This window comes from Dyadobacter sp. 22481 (genome assembly GCF_052044875.1).
GTDB classification, from domain to species: Bacteria; Bacteroidota; Bacteroidia; order Cytophagales; family Spirosomataceae; genus Dyadobacter; species Dyadobacter endophyticus.
In genome coordinates this window covers 547,380-573,715 of sequence record NZ_JBQENV010000001.1, presented here as the reverse complement: position 1 = coordinate 573,715, position 26,336 = coordinate 547,380, and the positions used below count along the sequence as shown (strand labels likewise).

Genomic DNA, 26,336 nt, shown 5'->3' with positions numbered 1-26,336 from the left:
CTCTACTTAACCGTTGCGCTGCCAGCGTTGCCAGCTCCGTGGCAGATTATGATATTGTTAAATAGCCTTTCCCCGAAAGGGTAAGTACAAAGGATTGCCCAATTTTGTCGCCTCAAAACCGGAACTAACTTAATCTACCCACCATACCCAAAATCTACCCATATGTATCGATGTAAAGAAAGGTGGCCGCTGCGTGCAGGCACCTTACACAAATCGATTGCCCAGGCTGCGCTGATCGCCCTGATCGGCGGCACGAGCTGGGCAAGTCCGACCCTCGAAACCGGGATCAAAACCGGTCATGTACACTGGAATTTCGCGAAAGCAGACCGTCAGATCAAAGGACGCGTGACCGATGGAGATACCCCCGACGGTATCCCGGGCGTGAACGTTGTTATTAAAGGGTCCCAGACCGGTAGCGTTACCGACGCCAGTGGAAACTATTCACTCGAAATCCCGGAAGGAGGGGCCATTCTGGTATTCTCCTATGTAGGTTATGTAAGCCAGGAAGTCGAGACGGGCACACGCTCCACGATCGATATCGCATTGAAGGCCGATAGCAAGTCTCTTAACGAAGTGGTCGTTGTCGGGTACGGTACTCAAAAGAAAGTTAATCTGACCGGCGCGGTGGATCAGGTGGGCCAGGAAGTGTTGCAAAACCGTCCGCTCCCCAACCTCGCGCAAGGCCTGGTAGGCGCCGTGCCCAACCTGAACATCCGGATGTTCGACGGCAAGCCGACGCAGTCGCCTGCATTCAACGTCCGGGGTACTACGTCAATCAGCACGATGGGAGGAAGCGCCCTGGTACTGATTGATGGCGTAGAAGGTGATCCGCGAATGCTCAACCCACAGGACATCGAAAGCATTTCGATACTGAAAGACGCGGCTTCGGCGTCCATTTATGGTGCCCGCGCAGTTTTCGGGGTGGTATTGATCACTACCAAGCCGGCACCGGAAGGTAAAATAAGGGTTTCCTATTCGGCCAACTACTCGATTAAAGCACCGACAGCCGTACCCGACAATATCACCGACTCATACCCATGGGCACAGGGTTTCAGCGACGCATGGTCGCGCTGGAACGACAATGGCAGCACACCGACGGCGATCAACAAAACCATCGCCTTCTCTCCTACCTACCTGGCCGAGATCAAACGAAGATACGAGGACCCCTCGCTCCCACGTGTGGAAGTGAACCCTACTACCGGCGAATACCAGTACTATTACAGCACCGACTGGTACAAAGAGCTGTATAAAAAGCGTCTCAGCGCCCAGGACCACGCGCTTTCCATTGCGGGCGGTACCGACAAGGCTACCTACCTCCTGAGCGGGCGCTTCAACAACCAGGACGGTCTTTTCCGCTACAATCCGGATAAATACAGCATGTACAATTTCCGCGGCAAAGGCGGTGTTCAGCTGGCTCCGTGGTTGCGCGTCGATAACAACACGGAATTCTCATCGATGAAGTACCACCAGCCCCTGAACGTAGGGGAAGGAAGCGGCATTTACCGCAACATCGCCGATGAGGGCCATCCGTTGGCGCCGTTGACTAATCCCGACGGTTCGCTTTCATTCTCGGCGGCTTACACGGTGGGTGATTATTACTACGGCAAAAACGCGAGCGACCAGACGCGCCGCTTCCTGAAAAACCAGACTGCATTGAAGGCACAGTTCTTCGACAAGGCTCTGACGATCAAGGCCAATATGACTTTCCAGAGCACTGACGTCGCTATACAGCAAAACCGGGTTCAGGTGCCTTACAGCCGTACCAAAGGGGTGATCGGATACACCGGCACGAACACCAACGATATTTCGGAAAGCAGAGGAACCACCAACTATCTGGCTACGAACTTCTATGCGGACTATGTGAAGTCGTTCAACAATGCGCATAATTTCACCTTGCTGGGCGGTTTCAACTACGAAAGGTCATTGACCACCAGCCTGAGTGCCTCGCGTAACGGCATCGTGTACAGCGACGCCGACGACATTAACCTTGCGCTGGGACAAAGCATTACGACCAGGGGCGGCTACCAGAAATGGGCCATTGCCGGTGGTTTCTTCCGTTTGAACTATAATTTCCGCGAGCGCTACCTGCTGGAAGTAAACGGACGTTACGACGGCTCTTCCAAATTCCCGACCGACCAGCAATGGGCATTCTTCCCGTCGGTATCGGCCGGATGGCGGGTATCCGAAGAACCGTTCTGGAAAGTGAGCCCGAAAATCCTTTCGAACGTAAAGATTCGCGCCTCTTATGGCTCGTTGGGTAATGGTAACATCCCCCCTTACACATTCAACGAGAAGTTTGGCATTTCGCAATTGGGACGTGTGATCAACGGTATCCGTCCGCAAGCCACCAGCATGCCGGCCGTAGTACCCAATGGTCTGACCTGGGAAACTGCTACAACTGCCAACCTCGGTCTGGACTTTTACGCCCTGAATAGCCGTCTGCAATTCTCGGGAGACATTTACCAGCGCAAAACGACGGACATGTTCACCGTAGGCCCAACGGTTCCTGCCATTTACGGAACAGCTGTACCATTTGGGAACTACGCCGACCTGAAAACCAACGGATGGGAGCTTACCGTCACCTGGGACGATCAGTTCAACGTGGCATCGAAGCCATTGCATTACAATGTGCGTTTCACATTGGCGGACTACAAAGCGACTATCACCAAATACAACAATCCCGACAAAAACCTGACCGACTACTACGAAGGCCAGCGTGTGGGCGAGATTTGGGGGTACAAGGTGGCCGGCCTGTTTAGGTCGGACGCGGAAATTGCCGAGTCTCCTTCGCAAAGCAACATTCCGAACACCAACACCCGGAAAAACTACGTAGGTGACCTCAAATTCCAGAACCTGGATGGCGACAACGTGATCTACCAGGGACTGAACCGCGTCGGCAACTCGGGGGACAAAAGCATTATCGGTAACTCCGAGCCCCGCTATTCCTATGGTGTCAACCTGTCGGGGGATTGGAGCGGCTTCTTTGTGGGCGCATTCTTCCAGGGTGTGATCAAACAAAACTGGTACCCCTCGTCGGAAGCGCGTTTCTGGGGACAGTACAACCGTCCCTACAACTCCTACCCCCGCTGGCAACAGGACAATATGTACCGCGAGGAGCTGGGCAACTTCGATGCCTATCTCCCACGTCTCGTAGGTTATGTGGCCCAAGGCACCGGCCGCGCGTTGCAGGTGGCGAACGATCGTTACATCCAGAACGTGGGCTACATCCGCCTCAGGAACCTGCAAATAGGTTACACGATTCCGGAGCGTATTACCTCGAAAATCCACGCCCGCTCGCTGCAAGTCTACGTTTCCGGTGAAAACCTCTGGACCTGGTCGCCGCTGTACAAATGGACGCGCGACACCGACGTGACCAGCATTTACGGTTCCGACCGCGATCTTGGTAACGGAGGCGCCGGCGACGGATACAATTACCCGATGTTGAAAGCCGTATCCATTGGCTTGTCACTCAATTTTTAATGGAATTATGAAGACTAGAAAAATACTTAACTATATGCTTGCCGCCATGCTGATAGCCACGGCAAGCTCCTGCGACCTCAATGAGGTGCCGGTAGATACCGCGACTAACGACGCCGTTTTCGGTTCAGAAAGTGGTCTTGAACTTTACGCAAGCTCTTTTTACAACTTGCTTCCTGATCCGGACGTTGGCGTATTCCAAATCGACGACAACTCCGACCTCGTAGCGCGTAATGGCGTAGATAACTACCTCGCGGTAAATGCATTGAGCCCCATTACCAGTTCAGGATGGTCAGTCAGCGACTGGGCACCGGTCAGGAATATTAATTATTTTTTAGAAAACACAGAGAAAAGCTCCGTTCCTACCAAAAACCACTACCTGGGCGTGGCGCGTTTTTTCAGGGCGTTGTTTTACTTTGATAAGGTCAAAAGGTTCGGTGATGTACCCTGGATCGACAAAACCATCGATGTAAAAGATGATGTTAGCCTGTACGGTCCGCGTATGAACCGTTACGAGGTAATGGAAAAGGTGCTTGCAGACCTGAATTTCGCGATCGAGAACATTACATTGGCTTCCGATCCGTCGGTAACACGTATTACTAAAAACGTTGCGCGTGCTTACAAAACGCGTATTGCGCTGTTCGAGGCGTCGTGGCGGAAGTACCATACCGAGGACAACAAGCAGGCGACCGCCAACACCTGGTATGAAGAAGTGGTGAAAGAAGCCAATGCAATCACCAGCTTTACGCTGCATTCAGCCGCCGCAGACCGGGCCTACCGTGATTTATTCATCGCAAAGAGCGCCTACGCCGACGAGTCGATCCTTTCCGTCGCATTAAGTGCGAACTTGCAGGTGTACAGCTCTGCCAACCGCCGGTTCATCAGTCCTACTTACGGTAACCGTCCCAGCCTGACACGCCGTTTTGTAAATACTTACCTGAACCTGGACGGCACCCCATTCACCAGCAAAAAGGGATATGAAACCACGCCGTTTGTTGAAGAAGTAAAAAACCGCGACCTGCGTTTGAAACAAACCATCCGCACCGGCGATTACACGCGTACTGAAAACGGTGTTCCCGTGGTTGCGCCACCGAATTTCAGTCAGACCTACACAGGTTACCAGCCGATCAAATGGTGCTACGACGAGCGTTTTCCTTTCGATGATGAAAGCCGTAACGACAACGCGCACATTGTCATGCGTTGGGCGGAAGTGCTCCTTAACAAGGCAGAAGCATTGGCTGAACTGGACAAAATGACGGCCGCCGAATGGACCAGTACCATCGGTGCGTTGCGCAAACGGGCAGGTATCACCGGCGCTACGTTGACATCCCTACCCACGACGGCCGATCCTTATATGATATCATTTTTCGGGGGTAAGTTCAGCAATCCTGTGCTGCTGGAAGTATTGCGTGAAAGAGGCACTGAGCTGGTCTTCGAAGGCCTCCGTCCGGACGACCTGAGAAGATGGAAACTGGGTAACCTGTTCCAGGATGCGCCGATGAACGGCATGTACGTTCCGGCACTCGGCGAGTACGACCTGAACGGCGACGGCAAGAACGACGTGTATTTCTACCAGGGAACCAAACCTACGTCGACAACTCCGGGTATCGCATTTGTGGATGTAAGCCCATCGACGGCCGTAGGACGTATCCAGCTTTCAAAAGGCACTTCCGGCGAAGTGATCTGGAACCCCGGGGCACGTGAATGGGCGGATAAGAAATACCTCTACCCCATTCCCGAACCGGATCGCATTCGCAACCCGGCATTGGGCCAGAATCCGGGCTGGTAATGTCAGGCTTTGTCAGATGGAGCCAGTTATAGGGCCTACCAGGCTTGGGTCATCCACCCGGGCGGCAACACCCCAGCTCGCCCCCCAGGTGGATGACCCCGGGCGGCCCAGAGCGGGTGACCCCAGGTCTTAAGACCTGGGTTATGAGAGCGAGGTTGCCGTTTCCAGCGGCCTCGCTTTTTTATGCCTCTCTCTTGTCCCTTGCCGGGGTCAATTGCCCCGGTCTTGAGACCGGGGTTAAAAAATATTTTACATACAAAATATGATTTTATAATTTGATAATACATACATTTAATGACTAAATAAGCTAAACCATTATCTGCCAGTGAAAGGGACTAACCTTGGCGAATTTGAAGAACTGGTATTGCTGACGATCGCGGCACTCGGGACGGAAGCGTACAGCGTGGCAATTTGTGATGAGCTGGAAAGGTATACCGGCCGCTCGGCGAAGCTTGGCGTAGTACACGCCGTTCTGAACAGGCTTGAAGAAAAAGGGCTGGCCAAAAGCCACCTCGGCGATGCCAGCGCTACCCGCGGAGGGAAACGCAAGCGATTTTACGAAGTATCACATACGGGCAAGGTGGCGCTCACCCGTGCGAAGGAATTGCGCGAGGCAATCTGGCGGAATATCCCCGGCTTTAACCTGGAAGGTTCGATATGAAAAAACCTGATCCGCAGCCGCCGAAATGGGCCACCAGTTTCCTGAGATGGTATTGCCGTCCCCGGCTGCTCGAAGACCTCGAAGGCGATCTTTACGAGTATTTCCTCCGCAATGTACGCGAGAAGGGGCCGGGACGCGCACGTTTCGTGTATATGCTCGATGTGATCAAGTTCCTGCGGCCTTACACCATCCGCAAAATAGAACTTCTCACCTTTATAACCCATTTCATGATGATCGGCAGCTATTTCAAAACTTCGAGGCGTAACCTTGTGCGCAACAAACTGTTTTCGTTCATCAATATCGTCGGCCTGGCGGTGAGCATGTCGGTAGGATTGCTGGTAATTGCTATTGTAAACGACTTGCGTTCTTACGACGATTTTCATGAAAAGAAGGACCGCATTTATCGCGTTATTACCCGCCATCAGGACGATGGGCAGCCGCCAATGGATCTTGCCTCCTCGTCCGTAAGAGTTGCTCAAAGACTCGGCGGCGACGTCCCCGGAATAGAGGATTTCACGATCATACGAAACGGATTTTCGGGAGATGCCAAGGTCGGACAAAACACTTTCCCGCTCGAAGGTACCTATGCCGACCAATCGTTTTTCAAAGTACTTACCTTCCCGCTGATAGCTGGAAATCCGGCGACAGCGCTCAAAGAACCCTATTCGCTGGTTTTGACAGAAAAAACAGCGCTAAAACTTTTCGGCAATACGCATGTGCTGGGACAGACGGTACGCTTCGACACGCTCGATTACCAGGTTACCGGCGTGGCAAAGGACGTTCCGCACCTCTCCCACATCCGCTTCGACGCCCTGATATCGTTCGCCACCGCTTACGCGACATTTGGAAAGAAGGACGAGGGCTTCGACAACTGGGACAATGTGTGGTCCAACTACATATACGTGACGCTCCCCAAAAGTGGCAACACAGCGGGTATACAACGGGCATTCAACCAGGTTAGCAAGGAAGAAAACAAGGCTTTATACCGAAAGAAAGTGACCTTATCGCTCCAACCGTTAAAGGATATCGCATTAGGCGGCAAACTTTCTAACAATACGGGCCCGCGGATGACACCTCTCATGCTCTGGATATTGGGCGGGCTGGCATTTGTGATCATCCTTTCGGCCTGTTTCAATTATACTAATCTCTCTGTCGCACGCTCGCTCAGGCGGTCACGCGAGGTGGGGGTGCGCAAGATCATCGGCGCACGCGGAAGCCATGTTCTTGGACAGTTTATGGCCGAATCGGTGATGATCGCCTTTCTCGCATTGCTGTTTTCATTCGGGCTTTATCTGTTTTTGCGGAGAGAATTCCTTGCGCTTGACCCCCACATTCCCGAGATTTTCACGCTCGGTCTTTCGGTCCGTTCAGTGCTCTGCTTTGTCGCCCTGGCTGCATTTACCGGGCTTGCGGCCGGCTTTCTTCCGGCTGTGTTTTTCTCGAAAATCAATGCCCTTTCTGTCATGAAAGATGCGTCGGGGATTAAGATTTTCAAGCATATCGGGTTACGCCGGGTGCTTATCGTGGCGCAATATGCACTATCATTGATATTCATCGCCACTACCCTCGTCGGTTACAGCCAATACAAAGGCTTTCTGAATTTCGACCTGGGTTTTAACACTGAGAATATCCTGAATATTAAACTGCGCGGCAAAGATGCTGCGGCCCTGAAAAAGGAATTGGCGGAAATACCCGGGGTGAAACAGGTCTCGCAGTCGAGCATGGTCACCAGCCTGGGCAGCATTTACGGTTTCACAATGAAATACCAGCCCGGCGCAGCGTCGCCGGGAAATGCTCCGATGGCGGGCGATTCTGCACTGGTTTGGATGAATATGGTAGACGAAAACTATCTGCCTATCCATCAACATCAATTATTGGCGGGAAAGAACTTTACATTGCGCCCGGAAAAAGGAAAAGAAAGCGAAATTATTGTAAACCAGCAGGTTTTGAAGCGGCTCAACATTGCCGGCCGGGATCCCCAGAAAGCATTGGGCCGGGTTGTGGAGGTCGACGGGCAGAAGCTTGCCATCGTAGGCGTATTGAAGGATTTCCACTACGGAACAATGGAAAATAAGATCGAGCCGGTGATGTTCCGCTATTCGAAAAGCGAGACGTGGGGTTACCTGAACCTCCAAATCGCATCCAAAGACGTTGAAAGTACTATGGCAAAAATTGAATCGGCCTGGAAACGGTTCGATCCGGTGCATCCGTTAAAAGCCAATTTCTATGATCAGCAAATTGAAGAAGCGTACAGCGAGTTTTCCATGATGGTAAAAACCATCGGCTTCCTCGCATTTCTGGCGATTTGCATTGCTTCGTTGGGTCTTTTTGGAATGGTCGTGTTCACCACCGAAACCAAACTGAAAGAAATCAGCATTCGCAAAGTACTGGGTGCCAGCGAGCCAGGGCTCATTTACCTCCTTTGCCGCGGATTTATAACGCTCCTCGCGATAGCGGCCCTGATCGCCCTGCCGGCCACCTATCTGCTGTTTGACAAAGTAATCCTCGCCCGCTTTGCCTACCACCAGCCCATTGGCGTCGCCGAACTGCTGGGTGGAACATTGGCTGTAATGCTACTGGCACTGGTAATGATCGGATCGCAAACCGCCAAAGCTGCCAGGAGCAATCCGGCGAGGGTTCTGAAAAGCGATTAAATAAACGCCGTCAGTCCAACCTGGCGGCATTTTTATTGACTATTTACTTTGAAAAACAAAGTACTTTTTTAAATATTTGAGAAAATTTCCAAACGATATGCATTTATTAAGCCGCCTGGCAGCTTTTTACCTGGAAGCAAAAGGGAACAAATGGTTCCGCTACTTCGCTACCTTCTGCCGCATCGGGCTGGCATTGGGTTTTATTCCTTCCGGCATTGTGAAGATAATGGGCGACAGGTTTACGGCACTGCCGTCGAACCATCCGCTTGGTCATTATTTCGATGCTCTGCATTTGACCGGCTACTATTATACATTTATCCGCGCCGGGCAGCTGATCACCGCAGTACTATTGCTAATCCCGCGAACCGCGTTGCTGGGCGCTCTGATGGCCTTTCCTATTATCCTGAATATCTGCGTGCTGGTGTACGCTCTCCGTTTCGAAGGAACGCGCATCACCACGCTTATGCTACTGGCGAACTTCTATCTGCTCTGCTGGTACTTCGACAGGATCAAGTACATACTGCCCTTTCGGCAAGCCGACCTTGGCATGCAGGAATACACGCCGGGCAGCAACAAATTCCCCTTCAAATTCTTCGGCATGGTCATCGCAATCATCGCGGCGGTCATTATAGGAAACTATTTTCTGTACAACATCCGCCCAGGCAACTCCGCCGAGGAATGCTCGAATGGCTGCGCCGGTAATAGCAACCCGGAAGCCTGTACGCGTTTTTGCGACTGCATTTACGTACAGGGAAAGCCGCTGGATGTTTGTGTGGCAGAGTACGAAAAGGCTTCCGGGCGCTGAATGCGTGAAACCGCAACGCCTCCGGCACCGATTCCGCGGCCGCGAACCGGCACGTCTAGAGCCTTTCAATAGGTAATTCCGCTTCGCCTTCTTCGATTTGCTATTTTTAACTTCACAAGGAAACCATAGGTTATGCATATACCTTCCCCGGATGAAGTGCGGGCTATCTCGGCGATCGCCGAACCGACAATCCGCAATTTGCGTATTACGCAATGCTATTGCGAACTTTCGACCGCATTTATCGGCCGCACGGGCCCGGTTGCCAACTGGTGCACGTTTGCTACCTGGGCTTCCAAGCAGGCAGGCCAGAGTATCAGGCGCGAAGACCTGCTGCGGAGTATGGAGGCCCGGTTGAACCTCGCTCAATTGGAAGAGCTGAAGTTGGTATGGCGCGTCGCCGGAGAACTGGGAATCAATGGTGGTCTGGAACAAAGGCTGCACGGTATTATTCGCAACGCCTGGCTGGCAAGCATCACCGATAAGATCAGTGACGCTGTTGCCCGTGGCAACCGAAAGGTTTTCGAAGAAATCGGTTGGGAATTTGCGCGTTTCTTTTCGCTGTGTGTTCCTGATGAAGCTTTCGATCAGCAGCGGCTGGATACCTTTTGTGCGGAATTCAGGCCGGGAAACCCGCCGAATGGACAGCAATATCTTAAAGAGGCTTTCACCAATTACTACCAGGCTTTTTTTGAGCAAGACCCGCAGTTGCGGACTGAATTGCAGCTGCTTGCCAATCTCGAAATCGGGTTTCATGAACAGACCCGTCTGCAACCGGAAATAGCGGCGTCGCTGAATGCTACATTAGCGGTAGATATCGAAATGGTCCGCAAGAAGATAATCGACGGCTTTTTTCCTCCCGACAGCTGGCTGGCCCGGATCCGGCTCGCTTACCTGAAAATCACCGGCAAAACATCGCGGCTGGACGCAGCCATCGACCAATTGATGAACCGGTTACAGGGCATTGTGAGGGGACTACTTACTACACACCTCATGACATTGACGATCCCTCCCGACCTCCGTCTTTCGCTGGGCAAAGATCTCAACAAACCTTATCCCGCACCCCTGCTGCAACTCTCGTGCGCAGGCTTGCTGGCGATGCTTTCTGAAATAGACCCCACCCCCGACAGCGTTGCCCAAAGTGGCGCCATCGATTGGGCAGACCTGCGCGAACGCATCCATTTCATCGCGGAGTTATTTCGGTGTTACCACTTCGATACGGCGCTGTACTCCGACGCATTTACACCACAACAGGTCGCGACAATGAAGGACGGGAAACTGCCCGCAGGAAGGCTTTAAGAAAACCTCAATTGAAGGTCCAATAAATAGAATTACGTCTATTCAAATAATACATCAGGCACATTTTGTAGAAGGTATTGAACAAAAATACAATTTCACATTTCAGCGTGAGCAAAGCGAATTATCATACTAATTACAATTCGTTTTGTTCAAAAATATCCATCAAACTGATCATAGGTCATTGGTGTAAATTATCCAAAGTAAGTTGTTGCATTTCAATAAAAAACACATTCTTGCGAACCAGCAATCACATCAAATAATTAAAGTCTTGGGCTTATTATCTTTTATTAAAGGCCTTGACGAGAAAATTTTCACCTAAACTAATTACCATAACAAATCTTCTGATATCAATTCTGATCGATGCGCTGGCAGGCTAGCTCGCGGACAAGGTATTCAGCGCTTCTCGTTGTCATTGTGGCTACAAATACTTCTGGGGATTATAGGTGGCTTCGTTGGAGGTTGGGTATCAGGAAACGACCCGGAAGCTGTGCTCGGCCTTCCTTCAATCGGCTCGCGCATCCTTACATCTTTTATAGGCGCAATTATTGTACTTGGAATAACTGCCTTAATTAAAGGAAAGAAGGCCGCTTAAATAGTAGTTAACTATTTATTTAAACTTCGTCTTCACTAATTTCTCCAGCAAATTTTATCTGCCAAAATTTTAAAAAAAAGTACGTCACGAATATCTTCGCCCAATTGTTAATCAGTTCTTTTTTCGGGTATGCGTACAAGGAATGTAATTCCGGGTGTAGTTTTTTCTGTTATTCTCTCATTATCAACAACATTTGCACAAAACAAAGTCGACCTCTCCAATCCCATCAATGCCGCCCGCCTGAAAACGGACAAGGATACAACGTGGCGTAAGATCGAGTTCGGCGCTAATCTCAACCAAGGGGCATTTAGCTCCAATTGGACAGGCGGGGGAGTAAGTTCCGTTGCGCTCGGTGTATTTTTTAATGCATTGAACGAAACGAAGAAAGGAAAGGATTCGTGGCGTAACGATTTTCAATCGCAGTACGGAATTGTGCGCAACAAGGGACAGGAGAGCCGCAAGAATGCAGACCGTATTTTCTTCGACACCAAATACAACCGCGAGTTGTCGGCGAAATGGAGCTTCTTCGCCAATGTCAACTTCCTCTCGCAATTCGCGGCAGGTTATGAATATAGCGCAAGTACGGATTCCGTCGCTTTCAGGAAAAAGGTTTCGGGACTGCTTTCTCCGGCCTATCTCACCGAGGCGATCGGTATTGAATACCGCCCAGCTCCCTATTTCTTCGTCGACCTCGCGCCGGGCGCATTACGGCAGACAATCGTGATTGACAGGGATTTGTATATCAATACGCCTGACCAGAAAAACTACGGCGTGCCCATTGGAAAGCGCGTACGAACGGAAGCCGCGCTCATTCAGCTCGTGGCCAACTTCGAGAAGGACGTGGCCAAGGGTATGAACCTGAAATTCAGGTACCTGCTATTTTCCACTTTCCGGGATCCGTTGGAAATCGATAACCGCCTGGACGCTCAGCTGACGGCGAAGATCAACAAGTATGTCAACGTAAACCTTGGTGCGATCTTGGTTTACGATAAGGACCAGAGCAGTAAAATCCAGTTCGCCCAGGCGCTTAGTATCGGTTTTCTGTTTGCATTCTGATCAGGAAGTTGCGAATTTCCAGAGAGTGCCGTTCGGCGTGACCCAGGCTTGGAAAAGGCCTTGCCGATGCAATATGCGGAGCTGGTTTTCGCTGTTTTCAAAGCTTTGTCCCGTCAGTCCGGCAAATTCTTTGGTAGTGAGCGTGGGATATTTGCCAAACAGGTCCTGCCAGTTTTTGCTGTACCAGCTTTTCGGGGCACCGGGATGCATTTTGGCTATCGCGGCTTCAAACACTTCGTAGGGTTTAAAACCGTATACTTTCTCATACTCGTCTCCCCGGTTGAAAATCAGGAGCGTAGGAAAGCCGCGGACGCCCCATTGGGCTGCCAGCTGCAAATCCGCGTCGAATAAGGCCACGGCATCGGTTTGGCAGTTTCGCTCGAAAATGCCGACATCAAGGCCCGCGTCCCTGGCAGCATCCGCAAGGTGCTCCCATCTGGTAATGTTTTTCTTTTCTAAAAACACCATTTCCCTGATCCTGCGCAGAAAGGCGATCGCTTTGTGCTCATCCTGCATTTGCGCCGCCTTGAATGCTACCGAAGGCGGATAAGACGAATGCAGGGGATCTTCCAACCATACATCACCAACAATGGGCATTTGATAGTGCCGGCTCACTTCGTCCCAATGGGACGCCACGTCCGCCGGCTTACTGATCCCGCCGCTGTTGTAGGACCAGTCGGGCAAGAGGCCTCCCATCCGGTATTCGAGGTCGACCAGCTGGCCGTATTCCAATTTCAATTTTCGCAACTGCGGCTCGATCCCCCAGCAGGTAGAGCAGATCGGGTCGGTGAAATAGAGCACTTTTAAGGGCTTGTTTCCCGGTTGAACAGGACCGTGCGCACTTTCATCAGGGGCAGACGGCATTTCGCAAACGCCGCTTTCGGTATCGCAGAGCAATGGATTGTTTTTCATACACGAAAATACTGGCGGCATAGTTTACTATTGCTATCCATTTCCCTTTGGTAACCAGTTACCTCTTGGAAACTATTAAACCGGCTCCTAACTTTACAGGCAACCCTATCGCGAAAAAAAGATGAAAAAACAGGCATCGTGCAATACCTCCCAGCAGTGCAGAAAAAGGATCCTCGCTATTAAGGATACCATGGAGATTCTTTCCGGAAAATGGAAGTTTCACATCCTGGGAACACTGCTTCTCAACGACAAAATGCGTTTTATGGACCTTATGAGAGAGGTGGACGGAATTGCCGCCAAGATGCTTTCCAAAGAACTGAATGATATGGAAATGAACCGGCTGATCACCCGCCGCGTACTCGACACGAAGCCGGTAACCGTAGAATACGAGCTCACCGAATACGGCAGATCTGTTGAACCGATTATCAACGAAATAGCCAGCTGGGGCATGGTGTATCGCAACGGCGTAGTGGCGTGAGGCATGTTTAACCAGAAAGAATTTTCAGCATTTTTGAAAACCGGTATTTACATTAGCCGACCCATACGCTTCCGTCATGAACGAAAAAAATCATCCTAACCGCCCATCCGCGCAAATATCCATTGCTGTCCTGCCATTTACGAATCTGAGCAATGATCCCGAAGAGGAGTATTTCAGCGATGGTGTCACCGAAGAAATCATCAATGTGTTGAGTCGTGTACCGGGTTTGCAGGTGGCCGGGAGAACTTCGTCTTTTACTTTTAAGGGCCATCATGACAACCCGCAATGGATCGGCGCGCAGTTGCAGGTCGGTTTTGTTCTGGACGGCAGCTTGCAAACGTCCGGTGACCAGTTGCTGATCACCGCAAGGCTTGTGAAGGCCGAAGATGGCTTGCAGGTCTGGTCTGAAAAGTATGACAGGGCATTGGAAGACATATTTGACGTTCAGGAAGAAATAGCACAGGCCATTCTGGGTTCCGTCAAGATCGAACTGCTGGGCGAGGAACCCGGAATTGCTTTCAAGCGGTATACGCATAATAAGGAAGCTTACCAGCTTTACCTCCGCGCGCGGTTCTACCACAATAAGTTCGGCGGCAGCGATGACAACCATCGGGCCATCGGCTATTTCCAGGCTGCCCTGGAAATCGACCCGTCTTACGCGATAGCCTACTCCGGCATTGCTTCCTGCTATTTGAACATGTGGTTTTACCGGCATCTTCCGGCCGCGAAAGCCTTGCCGCTGATGAAGGAAGCTACCGAACAGGCACTGGCGCTGGACGACGGCATTGCCGAAAGTTACCTCGCGCTCGCACGCATGCAAATGCTGTACGAATGGGACTTCGCCGCCGCCTCGGCGTCGTTCCAAAAGGCATTGGACCTGAACTGGAATACAGCCGACCTTCACGGACAACACGCACTGTATCTGGCCCTTACCGATCGGCCAGCCGAGGCAGAAGCCGAAGCGGCACAGGCCCTATCGCTCGAACCGTTTTCACTGATCAACAATTTCTACGCAGCCTATGTATACTGGGTTTCAGCCAAGTTCGACCTGGCCGTCGGGCAGGGACGCAGGCTTGTGGCGCTGGACCCTTCTTTCTGGGGCGGCCATATGATCACCGGCCTGAACCTGATCACGCTAAAAGACTACCCCTCCGCCCAGGATGCCCTTGAAACCGCTTTGGAAATCAACTACAACGGCATTACACTGAGCGCCTGCGGCGTACTCTTCGGATTGTCGGGAGAAACCGACAGTGCGAGAGATATTCTCACGCAAATGTCATCGCTGGGTAAAACCAGCGTCGTTGCCAATTATGACATGGGCATTGTAAATGCCTCGATCGGCGAAACCGCGACGGCCGTGGTCTGCTTCCAGGCGGCGATCGACAAACACGAACCGCCGATGTTGTTTTTCAAATACATTGTCAGGGACTGGTTGTCGGGCGATTTGTATGACCAGCGCTACGAATTACTGATTAGCCAGGTAGTCAAATGAACATTTGATTTTTTATATTTTATTTCCGTAACAACATCAAACATTTTATTCTACCTTTGAAGCTTAACAAAATAGTAAAAGTATGAACAAGGGTAGGGTCAAATTTTTTAATGAAACGAAAGGTTTCGGTTTCATTTCTCCTGAAGATGGAGGAGATGACATTTTTGTACACACATCAGGTCTGAAAGACAATGTTCGTGAAAACGACCTTGTAACTTATGAAGTTGAGAATGGCCGGAAAGGACTGAATGCTGTCAACGTTACGTTGGTTTAAGCGGTCACTTTATACGACAACAGATAAATCCTCCTTATTTGGGAGGATTTTTTATTTAAAAATCGAGCATTAACACCCATCCTTTATGGCATTTATCGACATTGTACTGCGCCGGCCTTCGTACGGATGGCAAGATAAACAGGGAAATCTGATCAAACCACGTCCTGGTCAGATTTTTGCCGAATTCTTCAAACGGCTGAACATTGTGCGGGATAAGAGGAACTGGCTCTCGCTGATGAGCTGGGTGAAAGTGCTTTGTATGGTGCCTTTCCTGGCACTTTTTATTTTCAAATTTTTCAGTCTCTGGTTGCTGCTGGCGGCATTCGTGTACAGCATGTTCATTATGGGCACGCATGGCACCATCTGGCACCATCGCTATTGCACACACGGCGCATACAAGTTCAAGAACCGCTTCTGGCGTTTCTTTACCCAAAATCTTACGGTTTGTATGATCCCGGAAGAGATCTACGTGATTTCGCACCACGTACACCACGCCAAATCCGACCAACCCGGCGATCCGTACAATGCCGAGGCGGGTTTCCTTTATTGCTTCCTGGCCGACGTGAACCATCAGCCAATCGCAACGGATCTTAGCGAAAACGACTATAACCGCGTGAAATCGCTCATGAAGCATACGGGCGTTATAGCCAATTCTTATCAGCAATACCTATCGTGGGGCTCCTACCAGCACCCGGGACGAGCTATGCTCTACTGGCTGCTCAACTGGTCGTTCTGGTATGCGGCTTTCTTCCTGCTCGGTGGCCACGCACTGGCCTGCACGTTGTTCGGCGCCGCCGGCTTCTGGGCGGTTGGTGTGCGTACATTTAATTATGAAGGGCACGGAAAAGGCCAGGATAAGCAACGCCCAGGAACCGACTTTAATCAAAGCGACAAGTCGATCAACCAGCTTTGGCCGGGGATCGTTGCCGGCGAATGGCATAACAACCACCATCTTTTCCCGAAAAGTGCCCGTAGCGGTTTTAAACCTCACCAGGTGGATATGGCATGGTACTACATCAAAATGATGAATACGCTCGGCGCGATATCCAGCTACCATGATTCGAAAGAGCAGTTCTACAAACTATACGAATCCCCCTATCGCGAGGCATTGCAAAATACGGCAAATCATGCCGAAGCCTGAAAAACAATAAGCCTACACCCGCATTGTGTCGACAATTTGTAGTATTTACACTACAATAGAATTATCGCGCGCGCTTTTCTGAACAGTTATTCCCGTGTATTTCATCGAAATGCGTAGAACAATTTCTATATTGTCGACTATTGTATACGCATAAGCATCCTCAGTGAATAAAAGCGCCCGTTCCGTCTGTCTTTTGCTGCTTCTCCTATTCTGCAATTCAGTCCTTACCTGGTCTCAGAGAACACAGCCTCCCTGGTTACAGGAGTTTCGCATCGAACATTACACCGATGAAGACGGCCTGCCCCAAAATAGCGTTTACGCCATCGCCCGCGACGAACTGGGGTACGTGTGGCTTTCGACCGAGCGTGGCCTCGCCCGGTTCGACGGTAAGAATTTTAAAATTTTCGAGAATTTCGGAAAGACCTATTCCTCTGCCAGTATAGGCATGTTCAACATCGATCCCCGCCCAAAACCCGCTGGTTTTTTTGCGCTGAACAATGAATGGAACTTCATACATGTCCATCAGGGCAAGGCCGCGATAGACACTGTTTTGCATCAGTTTATCAAACAGCAGCCATTTCGATACCCGGACAAAGGCGACGGACATATTATGGAGCGGCATCCGAGGCTCTACTATGGAAACCCGTTCCCGAACTACGCTGTGTACCCGGCCGGAGGCGACCGCTTTTTTGTTTTCAACGGTACTGCGCTTGAATATTTCGAGAAAAAAAAGAGCAAAGGGCGGGTCAGGTGGGTTGATGAAGGCCCCTGGCATTTCTTTTGGCTGGATAACTGTTTCTACCATCTCAAAAATGGAAAACTCCACCTGTTTACCACCGATTCGGGCCCGTTCAGTGCCCGGCCAGCCGTTTTGAAAGGCGCATTAACCAATGAACTTTTATACCGGCAGGGCAAATACGAGCTGTATTGGAACAACGCCATGAACCAGACGTTTATACGAGCGGGTCAGTCTGTTTACCGGATCAGACGCGAACAAAACGGAGATTTAAACTCCGAGCTGATCCTGAATGGATTTGATTTCGAGAAAGAACAAGTATTAGCCATTCATTACGACCCCAACACCCACCGCATCTTCCTCGGCACGCAACTCAGCGGCCTTTTCGTGCTTACCAGAAAAAGGTTTACAACCCTGGCATCCCCCTACCCCGGTACCGACCAGGTCTACTACGGACAAGCGCTGATTAACAAAAACACAGTATTATCCAACCAGGGGATCGCCTACACGACAAATGATTCCGGAAACACCACGAGCCGGCAGCTTCCCCTGATAACAAGCAGCGTGTTCTGGGACAAGTCCAGCATTCTAAGAGATGACAACGGCTTTATCTGGTGTAAACTCGCAAAAAAACTGATGCTGTTCGAGCCAGATGGGTCTGTTATTAAACTGGCCTGGACACTGCCCTCCGAAATCACCCAACTTTACCAGGGTCCCGATAGAACGATCTGGATAGCAACCAGTACCGAAGGCCTCTTCTCGATGCGCGCTCCCTTCACAAGGAACAGCCACCCCGATTTGTTTTTAAAAGGACCTCTCATCGACATATCGTGGCTGGTAGAGCAATCGGCCGACACGTTCTGGGTTGGTACCCGTCGGGGGCTTTTCCGGATTTCAAAAAGAACCAAGAAGATATCGGCGATCAAGGGACTGGAAGGTATTTATATACGAAGCCTGCATATCTCTCAAAACCAATCCGAGATCTGGCTAACGACTTATAAGGATGGCTTTTTTCTTCTGAAAGATGGAAAACTAACCCGCTTTCCGCCCGACCGGAAGGGTTATCTCGCCAACTCGCATTGCATTGTCGAAGACGATAAGGGTTTTTTATGGATTCCTACGAACCGGGGCTTGTTCCAGATCTTAAAGAAGGACTTACTGAACTACGCCGATAAGCCAACAGACCTCTATTATCACCACTATTCGAAAATCGACGGGTTTAATAGCAATGAATTCAATGGAGGGTGCCAGCCCTGTGCCCTCCGGCTGCCTTCCGGAATAGTGTCGCTGCCTTCCATGAATGGACTGGTCTGGTTCAACCCGGAGCAGACGTCGGCGGAGATGCCCGACAAGAAGATTGTCATCGACCGCATCGAGATCGACCAGCAAGCCGTAGCGGAACCCTGGAAGCGCATTACCTTCACACAGAGCCAGAAACAGCTGAGATTAGAGGTGAATACACCTTTTTTCGGAAATGACTACAACGTTGAATTTTCCTACGCCCTAGCGAAACGTGGTACTGCCCCTGCTCCACCCGACTGGCTGAACGTCGACGCGCCCATTACCAACAAAGCGACGATCAATATTTCCAGCCTGGGCAAAGGGAGGTATACCCTGTATATCAGAAAAAAAAACGGTTTCGGCGCAGGTAATTACGGCTACGAGACTGTCGAAATCGATGTTCCGCCGTTCTGGTATCAGACCTGGTGGTTTTACTTGTCGATCGTGCTGGCAGTCTTTCTGGCTGCGTTTCTTTACTTGAAATACAGGATTCGTTCGATCCAGCGAAGAAGCCGGCTCCTTGAACTCCAGATCAGCGAACGTACCAGCCAGTTACAGGGCACACTACGTGATCTGGAAAGCTCACAAAACGAGCTACTCAGCCAGATGCACCTTCAATCCCGTCTAATGGCCTCTATTGCGCATGACGTCCGCTCCCCGCTTGGCGCGGCGATCATCGTAGCCGGCGAAATGCAGAAAATGATCGAACGACAACAGTTCGACATGGTGTCGCTTTTTGGCAAAAACATAGAAGATGCCCTGCGCATGGTAAAGGGCTCCCTGGAAGACCTGCTGGCCTATGTAAAGATCCAGGTCTACAATCACGAACCCAAGAGTGAAACAGTGGCGCTGCACGAACTGCTCGAAGAAAATATGCAGCTCTACGGTAAAAACACCAGAATCAATTCAAACACATTCCTGAACCTGATCCCCGCCGGTACATTTGTCGATACCCACCAGCAACTGCTCAAAATCATCATCCATAACATCATCGACAATGCCAACAAGTTCACGGATAATGGCGAGATTCGGGCTTACGTCTCACAACACAACAGCCGCCTGCAACTCATCATCGAAGATTCCGGTCGCGGAATTTCAAAGGAGCTGCTTGCCTGGTTTATGGAAGACAAGGCATTGCCGCCTACATCACCGCACACCGGGATCGGCCTGGCGATGATCAAGGAACTGGCGCCATCGGTGACGGAACGTATTGAGATGGAACGGCTCGATCCGGGAACCAGGGTTACGCTCACGTTCCGTGCATTTTCGCAGCATAATTAACCCGGCATATCAAGGCTGTTCCGGGAACCGTTGTTCCGGGAACCGCTGCTCCGGGAGCCGTTGCTCGGCCAGTCGCTGCTCACGGAGCTTGTCCGCTAGGTCAATCACATTATCGACACCCAGTTTTTCAAATATCCGCGCTTTGTAAGTACTCACGGTATTGGACTGAATATCGAGATGAGCGGCAATTTCCTTCACCCATTTTCCCGCAACCAACAATTCCGAGATCTCTCGCTCGCGCCCCGAAAGGCTCTTGATTCCGAATGGACGTGTCCGTTTCTGCTTACCGTAAGTCACCACATCGAGCAACCTCTCCTGCACGGCCTGGCTTACATAACGGCTTTTCTTGACCACCGTTAAGATGGCTTTGACAGTCTCGCTCCGCTCGGCGGTTTTGGAAAGATACCCGTTTGCACCGGCTGCGACGAATGCGAGCGCGTTCTGTTGCTCGTCGGCCGCAGAGCAAACCAGAATAGGCACCTCCGGCTGCAACTGGCGGATTTTTCCGATCATCGCCGTCCCCTGGCCCCCGGGAAGTTCGATATCGAGCAGGATCAGGTCATACGGGTTGCCGCGGACGCAGATGACGGCATGATCAAAGCTTTCTGATTCATCGATGGTTGCATGGCCGTAAAGGTCCTGCAAAACGATCTTCATACTCATTCGAACCAAAAAATGATCTTCAACAATAAGAATGTTCATGACCTAATCTAATAGTGGGTTTGTCGTAAAACAACACGCAATTGTAGTAATAATTCGCATATTCTTCAAGTTAAATTTAGCTTCTTCCGGGGTAAGCCCACGGATTTCGGAGCCTGCGGCGAATGCGAAGTAATAATACCAAAAATCTCCCGGGCTTATACAACAACCCGGGAGAATGGGAGTTTTTATCACCTCTACGGACAATGGCCAGCGTGGCGCTACCGGGTAACGGCTACTTTGTGTGTGCTGATAGTGCCGTCAAACAGGGTCAAGGTCACGATATAGACGCCGGGCGTGAGCTTGCTGACATCGACTCCGTCGTTGGATACCTTTTGCACTTGTAGAAGATATTGGCCGGCAATGTTTTTTACCGATACTTCTTTCACCATGACATAACTGTCGATGAGCAGTTTGTCAGACACCGGGTTCGGATATGGTCTGACGGCCTCACCTTTGATTTCTACATTACGGATCGCGCTGTACGCGAAGCTATCATCCCTGTCCACCATTTTCAGCCGGTACAGGTTCTGTCCTGTCAAAGGTGCGTTATCTGTATAGAAGTAATCGACCAGAACTTTACTTTCTCCAGTTGAAGCAACCGTCCCGATCTTGCCCCATTTTTTGCCGTCGGCACTTCGCTCGACTTCGAACCGGTCGCTATTGGTTTCCTCCGTGGTTGCCCAGCTGAGCAATGCGGTTTTCCCCTCGGCAACGGCCGCAAAGCGGGTCAGCGTTACCGGAAGCGGCAGAATAAGCGAAGCAAATGTATAGGCTGTATAGGAATCCGGCGCCAGCGACGAGGTAGTCGTAATGGACCCCTCTGCCAGGCTGCTGCTACCACCCAGTATGGATGTAACATCCACTTTCGACGGAATGGCCACCCATTGCGTTCCGTTCCATCCGGCGATCGTGAGTTTAGCAAGGTTCCCCCCCGTCAACGAAGCTATGGCGCTTCCTGCGTCCCAGGTCAGCGTCAGTGGCGTCGCATTTGCGCCATCAATGTCCCAATATTCGATAATACTCACGACCTCGACGTTCTGGCCCACGCTGGCCGTTGCGAACGGCCCGCCATTTGGAAGCGCGGCATAGTTAGCCCCTGTAAATAGGTTACTTGTGGCGGCGGTATTAGGGTCTGTATGAAAATAAGCACCCATTGTCCCATCTGCGGATGCCGCAAACTGCCCCAAAGCTCCATTGTCGCCTACAGGGAAGACAAATGTGCCCGCTCCGTACTTGCGCACGTAGCCGTCCACATAGCCCGCGTCCGAAGCACCAACGGACGTCAGGTTATCTCCGGCGAAGTTCAGCACACCGAAGCTTCCTGTTGCACGCTCGGTAAGGATCACACCGGGCTGGGTGCCCCCTCCTCCGGTAACGAAATTGTGGTTGCCGAAAAATGACATTTGAGCACCGCCGAAAATAGTCGTATTTCCCTGGCTGCCTTCCTGGGCATGGGCCAGGTGCCCGAGCAAAAGCAGGGCAGCAGAAACCGCCGCGCCGCGCCATCCGCTTCTGGATGAGCTGGTATAAAGTTGTTTCATTGTTTCGTCTTGGTTAAATGACAGGCATCACGAAAATGCTTGCAGCGCCGCGGTGTTGATACCCACGCCGCCGTGCTTCATCACCACCACATGCCAGGCATGTTGAAATGAAGCAAATGTCTCAGTCGATTTTGGTGACAGTCATGTATGCACGTCCGCAGGTTCCTGTCCAGATGGGATTGACTGGCGGATTTCCATCGGTTTGCATCGTGTACCCTTCCAGCGAGATTCCGTCACCTGCTGTTAATTTCCCCGTGTAAACCACGGATTGCCAGTCCCCGGCTGTCAGGCCCATCGGGCTGGCTCCCTTGAAAATCGGACCGCCATTTTCCGATACTACCCATATCCTTGTCCAGAGCGTTACGCCGGCACCCGTTGTGCTGATACACGACAATCCAACTTGCACGGAGTAAGTACCATCCACGGGAACGGTATACCGTTTGGTAGATGCGTTCCAGCCTGCCGCACCCAGCGTAGGGACAAGCGGAAGCCGCTGATCCGGTTCGTCATGGGTTGTGAAAGTGGGAATCGTAGCAAGCCCGGTAATAGCCCCGCTGAATGCAGTTACCGGAATCGAGAGATCGGACTGGCTTTGCCAGGTAGCCACACCGTTCGCATCGGACGTCAATACCTTTTTATCGCCCTGGGAACCGTCAGCGATGGTCAGTTTGCCCGTCGTTTTGTGAATGCTGATTTTTTTGGCAGGATCCGTACTTTCAACTTCGAGGTTATTGTTCGGATTGATTGTCGTGGGATTGGAGCCGATCTTCACCTGACCGAAAGTGGCAGCACCGGTTGCCACCGTCATGGCAATCGCCAGTGCTGAAAAGAGTCGAATTGTTTTCATGAAGTGATTTGTTTGTGGAACTATGGTTGAGTTTGAAACAGAACAAATCTACAATCGCAGGATTACTTCAATCTGTCGACATACGAAATAGTTATCGTAGATCAAGCCCTACAAAGTAGCATAAATACTATTTTGCAATAGCTGGATACAACGAAAAAAAGTCTGCACCCCGAAGATATGCAGACATTAGACTTTTTAACTAGTTATTCCCTAACCAGCCCCCACGTAACTCCGGATATCAAAAACGTTAAGGCCTAAAATGACCGGATTCCCCGGTGCAGATTTGAACCGTATCACCAGTGATCCGGGCCCGGTTGCAATGCTGTTGGAAAATACCGACGACGATATAGGGCAGTAAACGGGCCAGTCACCCACCGCTGCCAGGCCTTTAATGATCACCTGTTCGGCCGGGGTAAAGTCTGCATCAGAAGTAAGGGTAAGCGTAATGCCGTCGGCGGCAAACAGGGAGCCCACAGCATGGGTAAAGCTTCCGGTAGCCCCGAAGTAGGCCTGCCAGTCGGCACTGTCGATCCACGGCGGAGTACACGGCGATGCCCATGCCTGGTGCAGCAGGAAGGAATTGTACCATTGCCCTGGCGTGACCGCGACGGTTGCGACATGGTCGAACTGGGCGGAAACGGTGATCTTGCTCAATGCGAACTTCCTGCTCACATGAAAGGCCGCCGAACTGCCCGTCCATATTCCGAAATAATTAGGGTCATCGCCGGGCACCCAGGAATTGGAAACATCCGGGTCGTCGTGGGTCGAGTCGAAGGAGAAGCTTGCCCCGGAAGAAGCCCGGAGGGTGTTTTTCAGATCCGAAAAAGTAGGCAAAAAATCCGCTGGTTTGGCATTTGGCCCTTCATAGGGCTGCAAAAGCGCCTGCGCGCCTTCGATCAGCAGTTGAGTGGAAAGGTCGGAGCGCCCGATGTTGGCTACATCCGGCGCATTCACCATTGCCCACTGAAACCACACGGTCGGTAAGGTATTGGCGGGCGGAGGGGGCGTGATGGTTTTAAGGTAAGCCTGCCATTGCACATAGGTGTCGGCACCGATGTCCTCCACAAAATCGCTTTCGGGGAACGAAAGCCCATTCACCACCGCCGCGTACTGGCTGAAAAACGTTGGCTGCTGATAAAGCCAGCGATTGTATTTGAGCGTGACGGGTGGAACGACATTGAAGGAATCCCAAAGAGCCTGGTCGCCCGTGGGTACCGCCGGAGGTTGCAGCAACTGGAAATGCCGGATCGACAGGTTCAGACTGGCCGCCAACTGATTATACCACCCGTCGGTCACGGCGGTCATCGCTTCGGTAGGGGTATCGGTGATAGTTATCATTTTGCTTCCTGAATAATGGTTTCCTTCCACATGGGTAAAATCAAAAGAAGAAGGCTGGTCTTACCCAGCCTTCCAAAGAAAACACTAAGCAGTAGCCAGGCTGTTCGGAACGAATGCTTTGGCCGATTCGAAAAGCGAAACGCCCAGGTCCGCAGAGTGGCCCACAAATTCTCCGGCTGACAATACGTTCACACCCAGCACAACCGGTACCCCCGGAATACTGCTGGTAGTGATGGTCATATTGTTGTCCTTGTTGAATGTGACGCGGTTGGTCGACGTGCTGCCGCTATCGCCCGAATAGAACGGCCAGAAACCGGACGAGCCGCTGGATGTAATCGTCTGCTGATCAACGGAAGAATACTTGGCATTCGAAGTAATGGTGATGGACATACCCGACGCCACGATCACGTTCGCGGAGAAGTATTGCATGTTACCATCTGTGCCAAACGTATTGTTCCAATTAATGGGTGCCTTGTCTCTCCATGGGCTGCCGGTTTTGTTGGCAAATGCCAGACCCATCGCCGAAGAATAATACCATGCGCCCGGTGTGTTGGGCAACACGAGGAGGTGCTCAAATTTCGCTTCGAGCTGAATGCGGCTGGAAGCGAATTGCTCGCTGAGCGTCGAGGTAGAGCTGCTGCCGCCCCACAGGCCGAAGAAACCCGAGGTCGAGCCGCCTGCCCAGGAGCTGCTTACATTTTTGTCCATCGTACTGCTGTCGAACGAGAACGAACGTGAAGGAGCGTTTGCCAATTGGTTTACCATATCGGCATAGTTCAGTTGCCAGTCGAAGTTGATCGGCAGACCTTGAGGCGTGGTGTACACCAATGTAAGTTCGTTCTGTGCGGTAGCGATCGGGTCAAGCAGAATAGCTGCATAGTCGGAAGAACCGATATTGGCCACGTCCGGCGCGTTGAACATCGCCCAGTTTCTGAACATCGTGGGGATCTGGTTCATACTTGGCGTAGGCTGTTTTTGCACATAAGCCTGCCATGCGAGAAAATTCTCGTCCCCGATATCCTTTCTCACATTGATAGTCCGCGAAGCCTCCAGCGCCGAAAGCAAGCCTCTGTAATTGTTATAGAACTGGTTACCGCCGCTGGCAACAAACTGTGCGGTCAATGATTTGGGAGGGATATTGTTGTAGTAAGCCCAGAAAGTCGGGTTTGCGGCAGTACCACTCGCAATCGGAGGTGCTGGCTGAATGATCTGAAAAGAGTCCTTACTCTGGCCTAAACCCTGGATCAAACCATTGTACCAGCCGTTTTGTAAATCTAGAAAATCGCTCATTGTGACGTATGAATAATCCCCTTTTTTAAGACGTGCAGGATCCGTCCCCGTAATAATGCCTTTACAGGTAAGCCCGTTTTTTCGAGTGGTTGCTGATCTCCACTTTACAAAAGCTTTTGCCTGACAAAGGTTCGTAGAAATAATTCTTCAAAAACGACTACAAACACCTGTTTTGAAAAACACGTGTTTACACCTGCCTGAATGGTAAACCGGTAAAAAATGAGGTGAAATGGGCCAGAAAAGGCCGATAGAAGCAAAAAAATATTATAGAAGTATCTCTACGTCAGAAATTCACTAAACCGTCGCCGCAATCCAGTTCCGCACAATGGCGGCCAGCGTCTGCTCTCCCGCCTTCACGGCCTCCATATGCTTAAAAGAAGCGATCGCCCGGTCGTTTTCCCTCCAAACGAGCAGGCCGGACGCGTCCTGTATCAGCCTGCCTTTCGGCTGCTCCTTCACCTTCGCGCCACGGTGAAAAACGAGCTGGATTTGCTTGGGAGGTTGGATTCTCATCGTGACCCTGTCTTCAGGGCCTATTGAGTAGTTGGGGCCATTCCATTTGATATTTTCTTCCAGCAATGCATTTGCCTGCAAAATAATGAGGCGCAGCGCTTCGATCTCCTGCCTGAGCGGGTGATGCAATTCATCCAGAAATCGGGTAACGTCGTTATTAAGCGGCATGACCGGGAAAGT

19 protein-coding genes are annotated in these 26,336 nt (G+C 51.2%); 12 read left to right on the top strand and 7 right to left on the bottom strand.

Annotated elements, in window-relative coordinates; genetic code table 11:
* Positions 1 to 162 precede the first annotated feature (162 nt).
* From ACTJJJ_RS02065 to ACTJJJ_RS02035, 7 genes are all read left to right on the top strand, one after another.
* The gene (locus ACTJJJ_RS02065; protein ID WP_440701318.1) at positions 163 to 3,480 is read left to right on the top strand and encodes a SusC/RagA family TonB-linked outer membrane protein; all 3,318 of its coding nucleotides are present in this window, start codon (positions 163 to 165) and stop codon (positions 3,478 to 3,480) included.
* A 7-nt stretch (positions 3,481 to 3,487) separates the two neighbouring features.
* Positions 3,488 to 5,266 carry a RagB/SusD family nutrient uptake outer membrane protein gene (locus ACTJJJ_RS02060; RefSeq protein ID WP_440701317.1) on the top strand — a complete coding sequence of 593 codons (1,779 nt, stop codon included), beginning with the start codon at positions 3,488 to 3,490 and terminating at the stop codon, positions 5,264 to 5,266.
* A gap of 325 nt (positions 5,267 to 5,591) precedes the next feature.
* On the top strand, positions 5,592 to 5,927 hold the full coding sequence (locus ACTJJJ_RS02055; RefSeq protein ID WP_440701316.1) for a PadR family transcriptional regulator: 336 nt from the start codon (positions 5,592 to 5,594) through the stop codon (positions 5,925 to 5,927).
* A complete protein-coding gene (locus tag ACTJJJ_RS02050) occupies positions 5,924 to 8,581 on the top strand; it encodes an ABC transporter permease (protein WP_440701315.1) in 2,658 nt (885 codons plus the stop codon). The genes ACTJJJ_RS02055 and ACTJJJ_RS02050 overlap by 4 nt, the downstream gene beginning before the upstream one ends.
* Positions 8,582 to 8,678: 97 nt before the next feature.
* The gene (locus ACTJJJ_RS02045; protein ID WP_440701314.1) at positions 8,679 to 9,386 is read left to right on the top strand and encodes a DoxX family protein; all 708 of its coding nucleotides are present in this window, start codon (positions 8,679 to 8,681) and stop codon (positions 9,384 to 9,386) included.
* A gap of 132 nt (positions 9,387 to 9,518) precedes the next feature.
* Positions 9,519 to 10,682, top strand: a complete 1,164-nt coding sequence (locus tag ACTJJJ_RS02040; RefSeq protein ID WP_440701313.1) for a hypothetical protein — start codon at positions 9,519 to 9,521, stop codon at positions 10,680 to 10,682.
* A gap of 721 nt (positions 10,683 to 11,403) precedes the next feature.
* Entirely contained in the window at positions 11,404 to 12,330 is a 927-nt protein-coding gene (locus ACTJJJ_RS02035) for a DUF3078 domain-containing protein (protein ID WP_440701312.1), read from the top strand.
* Here ACTJJJ_RS02035 and ACTJJJ_RS02030 read toward each other — a convergent pair whose 3' ends face one another.
* Positions 12,331 to 13,242 carry a ClpXP adapter SpxH family protein gene (locus tag ACTJJJ_RS02030; RefSeq protein WP_440701311.1) on the bottom strand — a complete coding sequence of 304 codons (912 nt, stop codon included), beginning with the start codon at positions 13,240 to 13,242 and terminating at the stop codon, positions 12,331 to 12,333.
* 121 nt (positions 13,243 to 13,363) lie between these two features.
* On the opposite strand from ACTJJJ_RS02030, the gene ACTJJJ_RS02025 reads away from it, so the two are divergent.
* From ACTJJJ_RS02025 to ACTJJJ_RS02005, 5 genes are all read left to right on the top strand, one after another.
* Positions 13,364 to 13,720, top strand: coding sequence for a winged helix-turn-helix transcriptional regulator (locus ACTJJJ_RS02025; RefSeq protein ID WP_188931211.1), 357 nt, complete (start codon positions 13,364 to 13,366; stop codon positions 13,718 to 13,720).
* Positions 13,721 to 13,796: 76 nt separating this feature from the next.
* Positions 13,797 to 15,212, top strand: coding sequence for a tetratricopeptide repeat protein (locus ACTJJJ_RS02020; RefSeq protein ID WP_440701310.1), 1,416 nt, complete (start codon positions 13,797 to 13,799; stop codon positions 15,210 to 15,212).
* Between the two features lie 82 nt (positions 15,213 to 15,294).
* A complete protein-coding gene (locus ACTJJJ_RS02015) occupies positions 15,295 to 15,486 on the top strand; it encodes a cold-shock protein (protein WP_188931215.1) in 192 nt (63 codons plus the stop codon).
* Between the two features lie 85 nt (positions 15,487 to 15,571).
* Complete coding sequence (locus ACTJJJ_RS02010) at positions 15,572 to 16,627, top strand: fatty acid desaturase (protein WP_440701309.1); 1,056 nt, start codon at positions 15,572 to 15,574, stop codon at positions 16,625 to 16,627.
* 163 nt (positions 16,628 to 16,790) lie between these two features.
* Positions 16,791 to 19,925 carry a ligand-binding sensor domain-containing protein gene (locus ACTJJJ_RS02005; protein ID WP_440701308.1) on the top strand — a complete coding sequence of 1,045 codons (3,135 nt, stop codon included), beginning with the start codon at positions 16,791 to 16,793 and terminating at the stop codon, positions 19,923 to 19,925.
* Positions 19,926 to 19,934: 9 nt separating this feature from the next.
* On the opposite strand, the gene ACTJJJ_RS02000 is transcribed toward ACTJJJ_RS02005, so the two are convergent.
* The 6 genes from ACTJJJ_RS02000 to ACTJJJ_RS01975 all read right to left on the bottom strand — a co-directional run bounded on the left by ACTJJJ_RS02000 (position 19,935) and on the right by ACTJJJ_RS01975 (position 26,324).
* A complete protein-coding gene (locus tag ACTJJJ_RS02000) occupies positions 19,935 to 20,627 on the bottom strand; it encodes a response regulator (protein WP_440701307.1) in 693 nt (230 codons plus the stop codon).
* 218 nt (positions 20,628 to 20,845) lie between these two features.
* Positions 20,846 to 22,168 (bottom strand): T9SS type A sorting domain-containing protein, encoded by a 1,323-nt coding sequence (locus ACTJJJ_RS01995; protein WP_440701306.1) that lies wholly within the window; start codon positions 22,166 to 22,168, stop codon positions 20,846 to 20,848.
* Positions 22,169 to 22,289: 121 nt separating this feature from the next.
* On the bottom strand, positions 22,290 to 23,015 hold the full coding sequence (locus ACTJJJ_RS01990; RefSeq protein ID WP_440701305.1) for a hypothetical protein: 726 nt from the start codon (positions 23,013 to 23,015) through the stop codon (positions 22,290 to 22,292).
* Positions 23,016 to 23,225: 210 nt separating this feature from the next.
* Positions 23,226 to 24,353, bottom strand: a complete 1,128-nt coding sequence (locus ACTJJJ_RS01985; protein ID WP_440701304.1) for a hypothetical protein — start codon at positions 24,351 to 24,353, stop codon at positions 23,226 to 23,228.
* An 84-nt stretch (positions 24,354 to 24,437) separates the two neighbouring features.
* Positions 24,438 to 25,643, bottom strand: coding sequence for a hypothetical protein (locus ACTJJJ_RS01980; RefSeq protein WP_188931226.1), 1,206 nt, complete (start codon positions 25,641 to 25,643; stop codon positions 24,438 to 24,440).
* Between the two features lie 294 nt (positions 25,644 to 25,937).
* The gene (locus tag ACTJJJ_RS01975; RefSeq protein WP_440701303.1) at positions 25,938 to 26,324 is read right to left on the bottom strand and encodes a DUF1801 domain-containing protein; all 387 of its coding nucleotides are present in this window, start codon (positions 26,322 to 26,324) and stop codon (positions 25,938 to 25,940) included.
* Between the last annotated feature and the right edge of the window lie 12 nt (positions 26,325 to 26,336).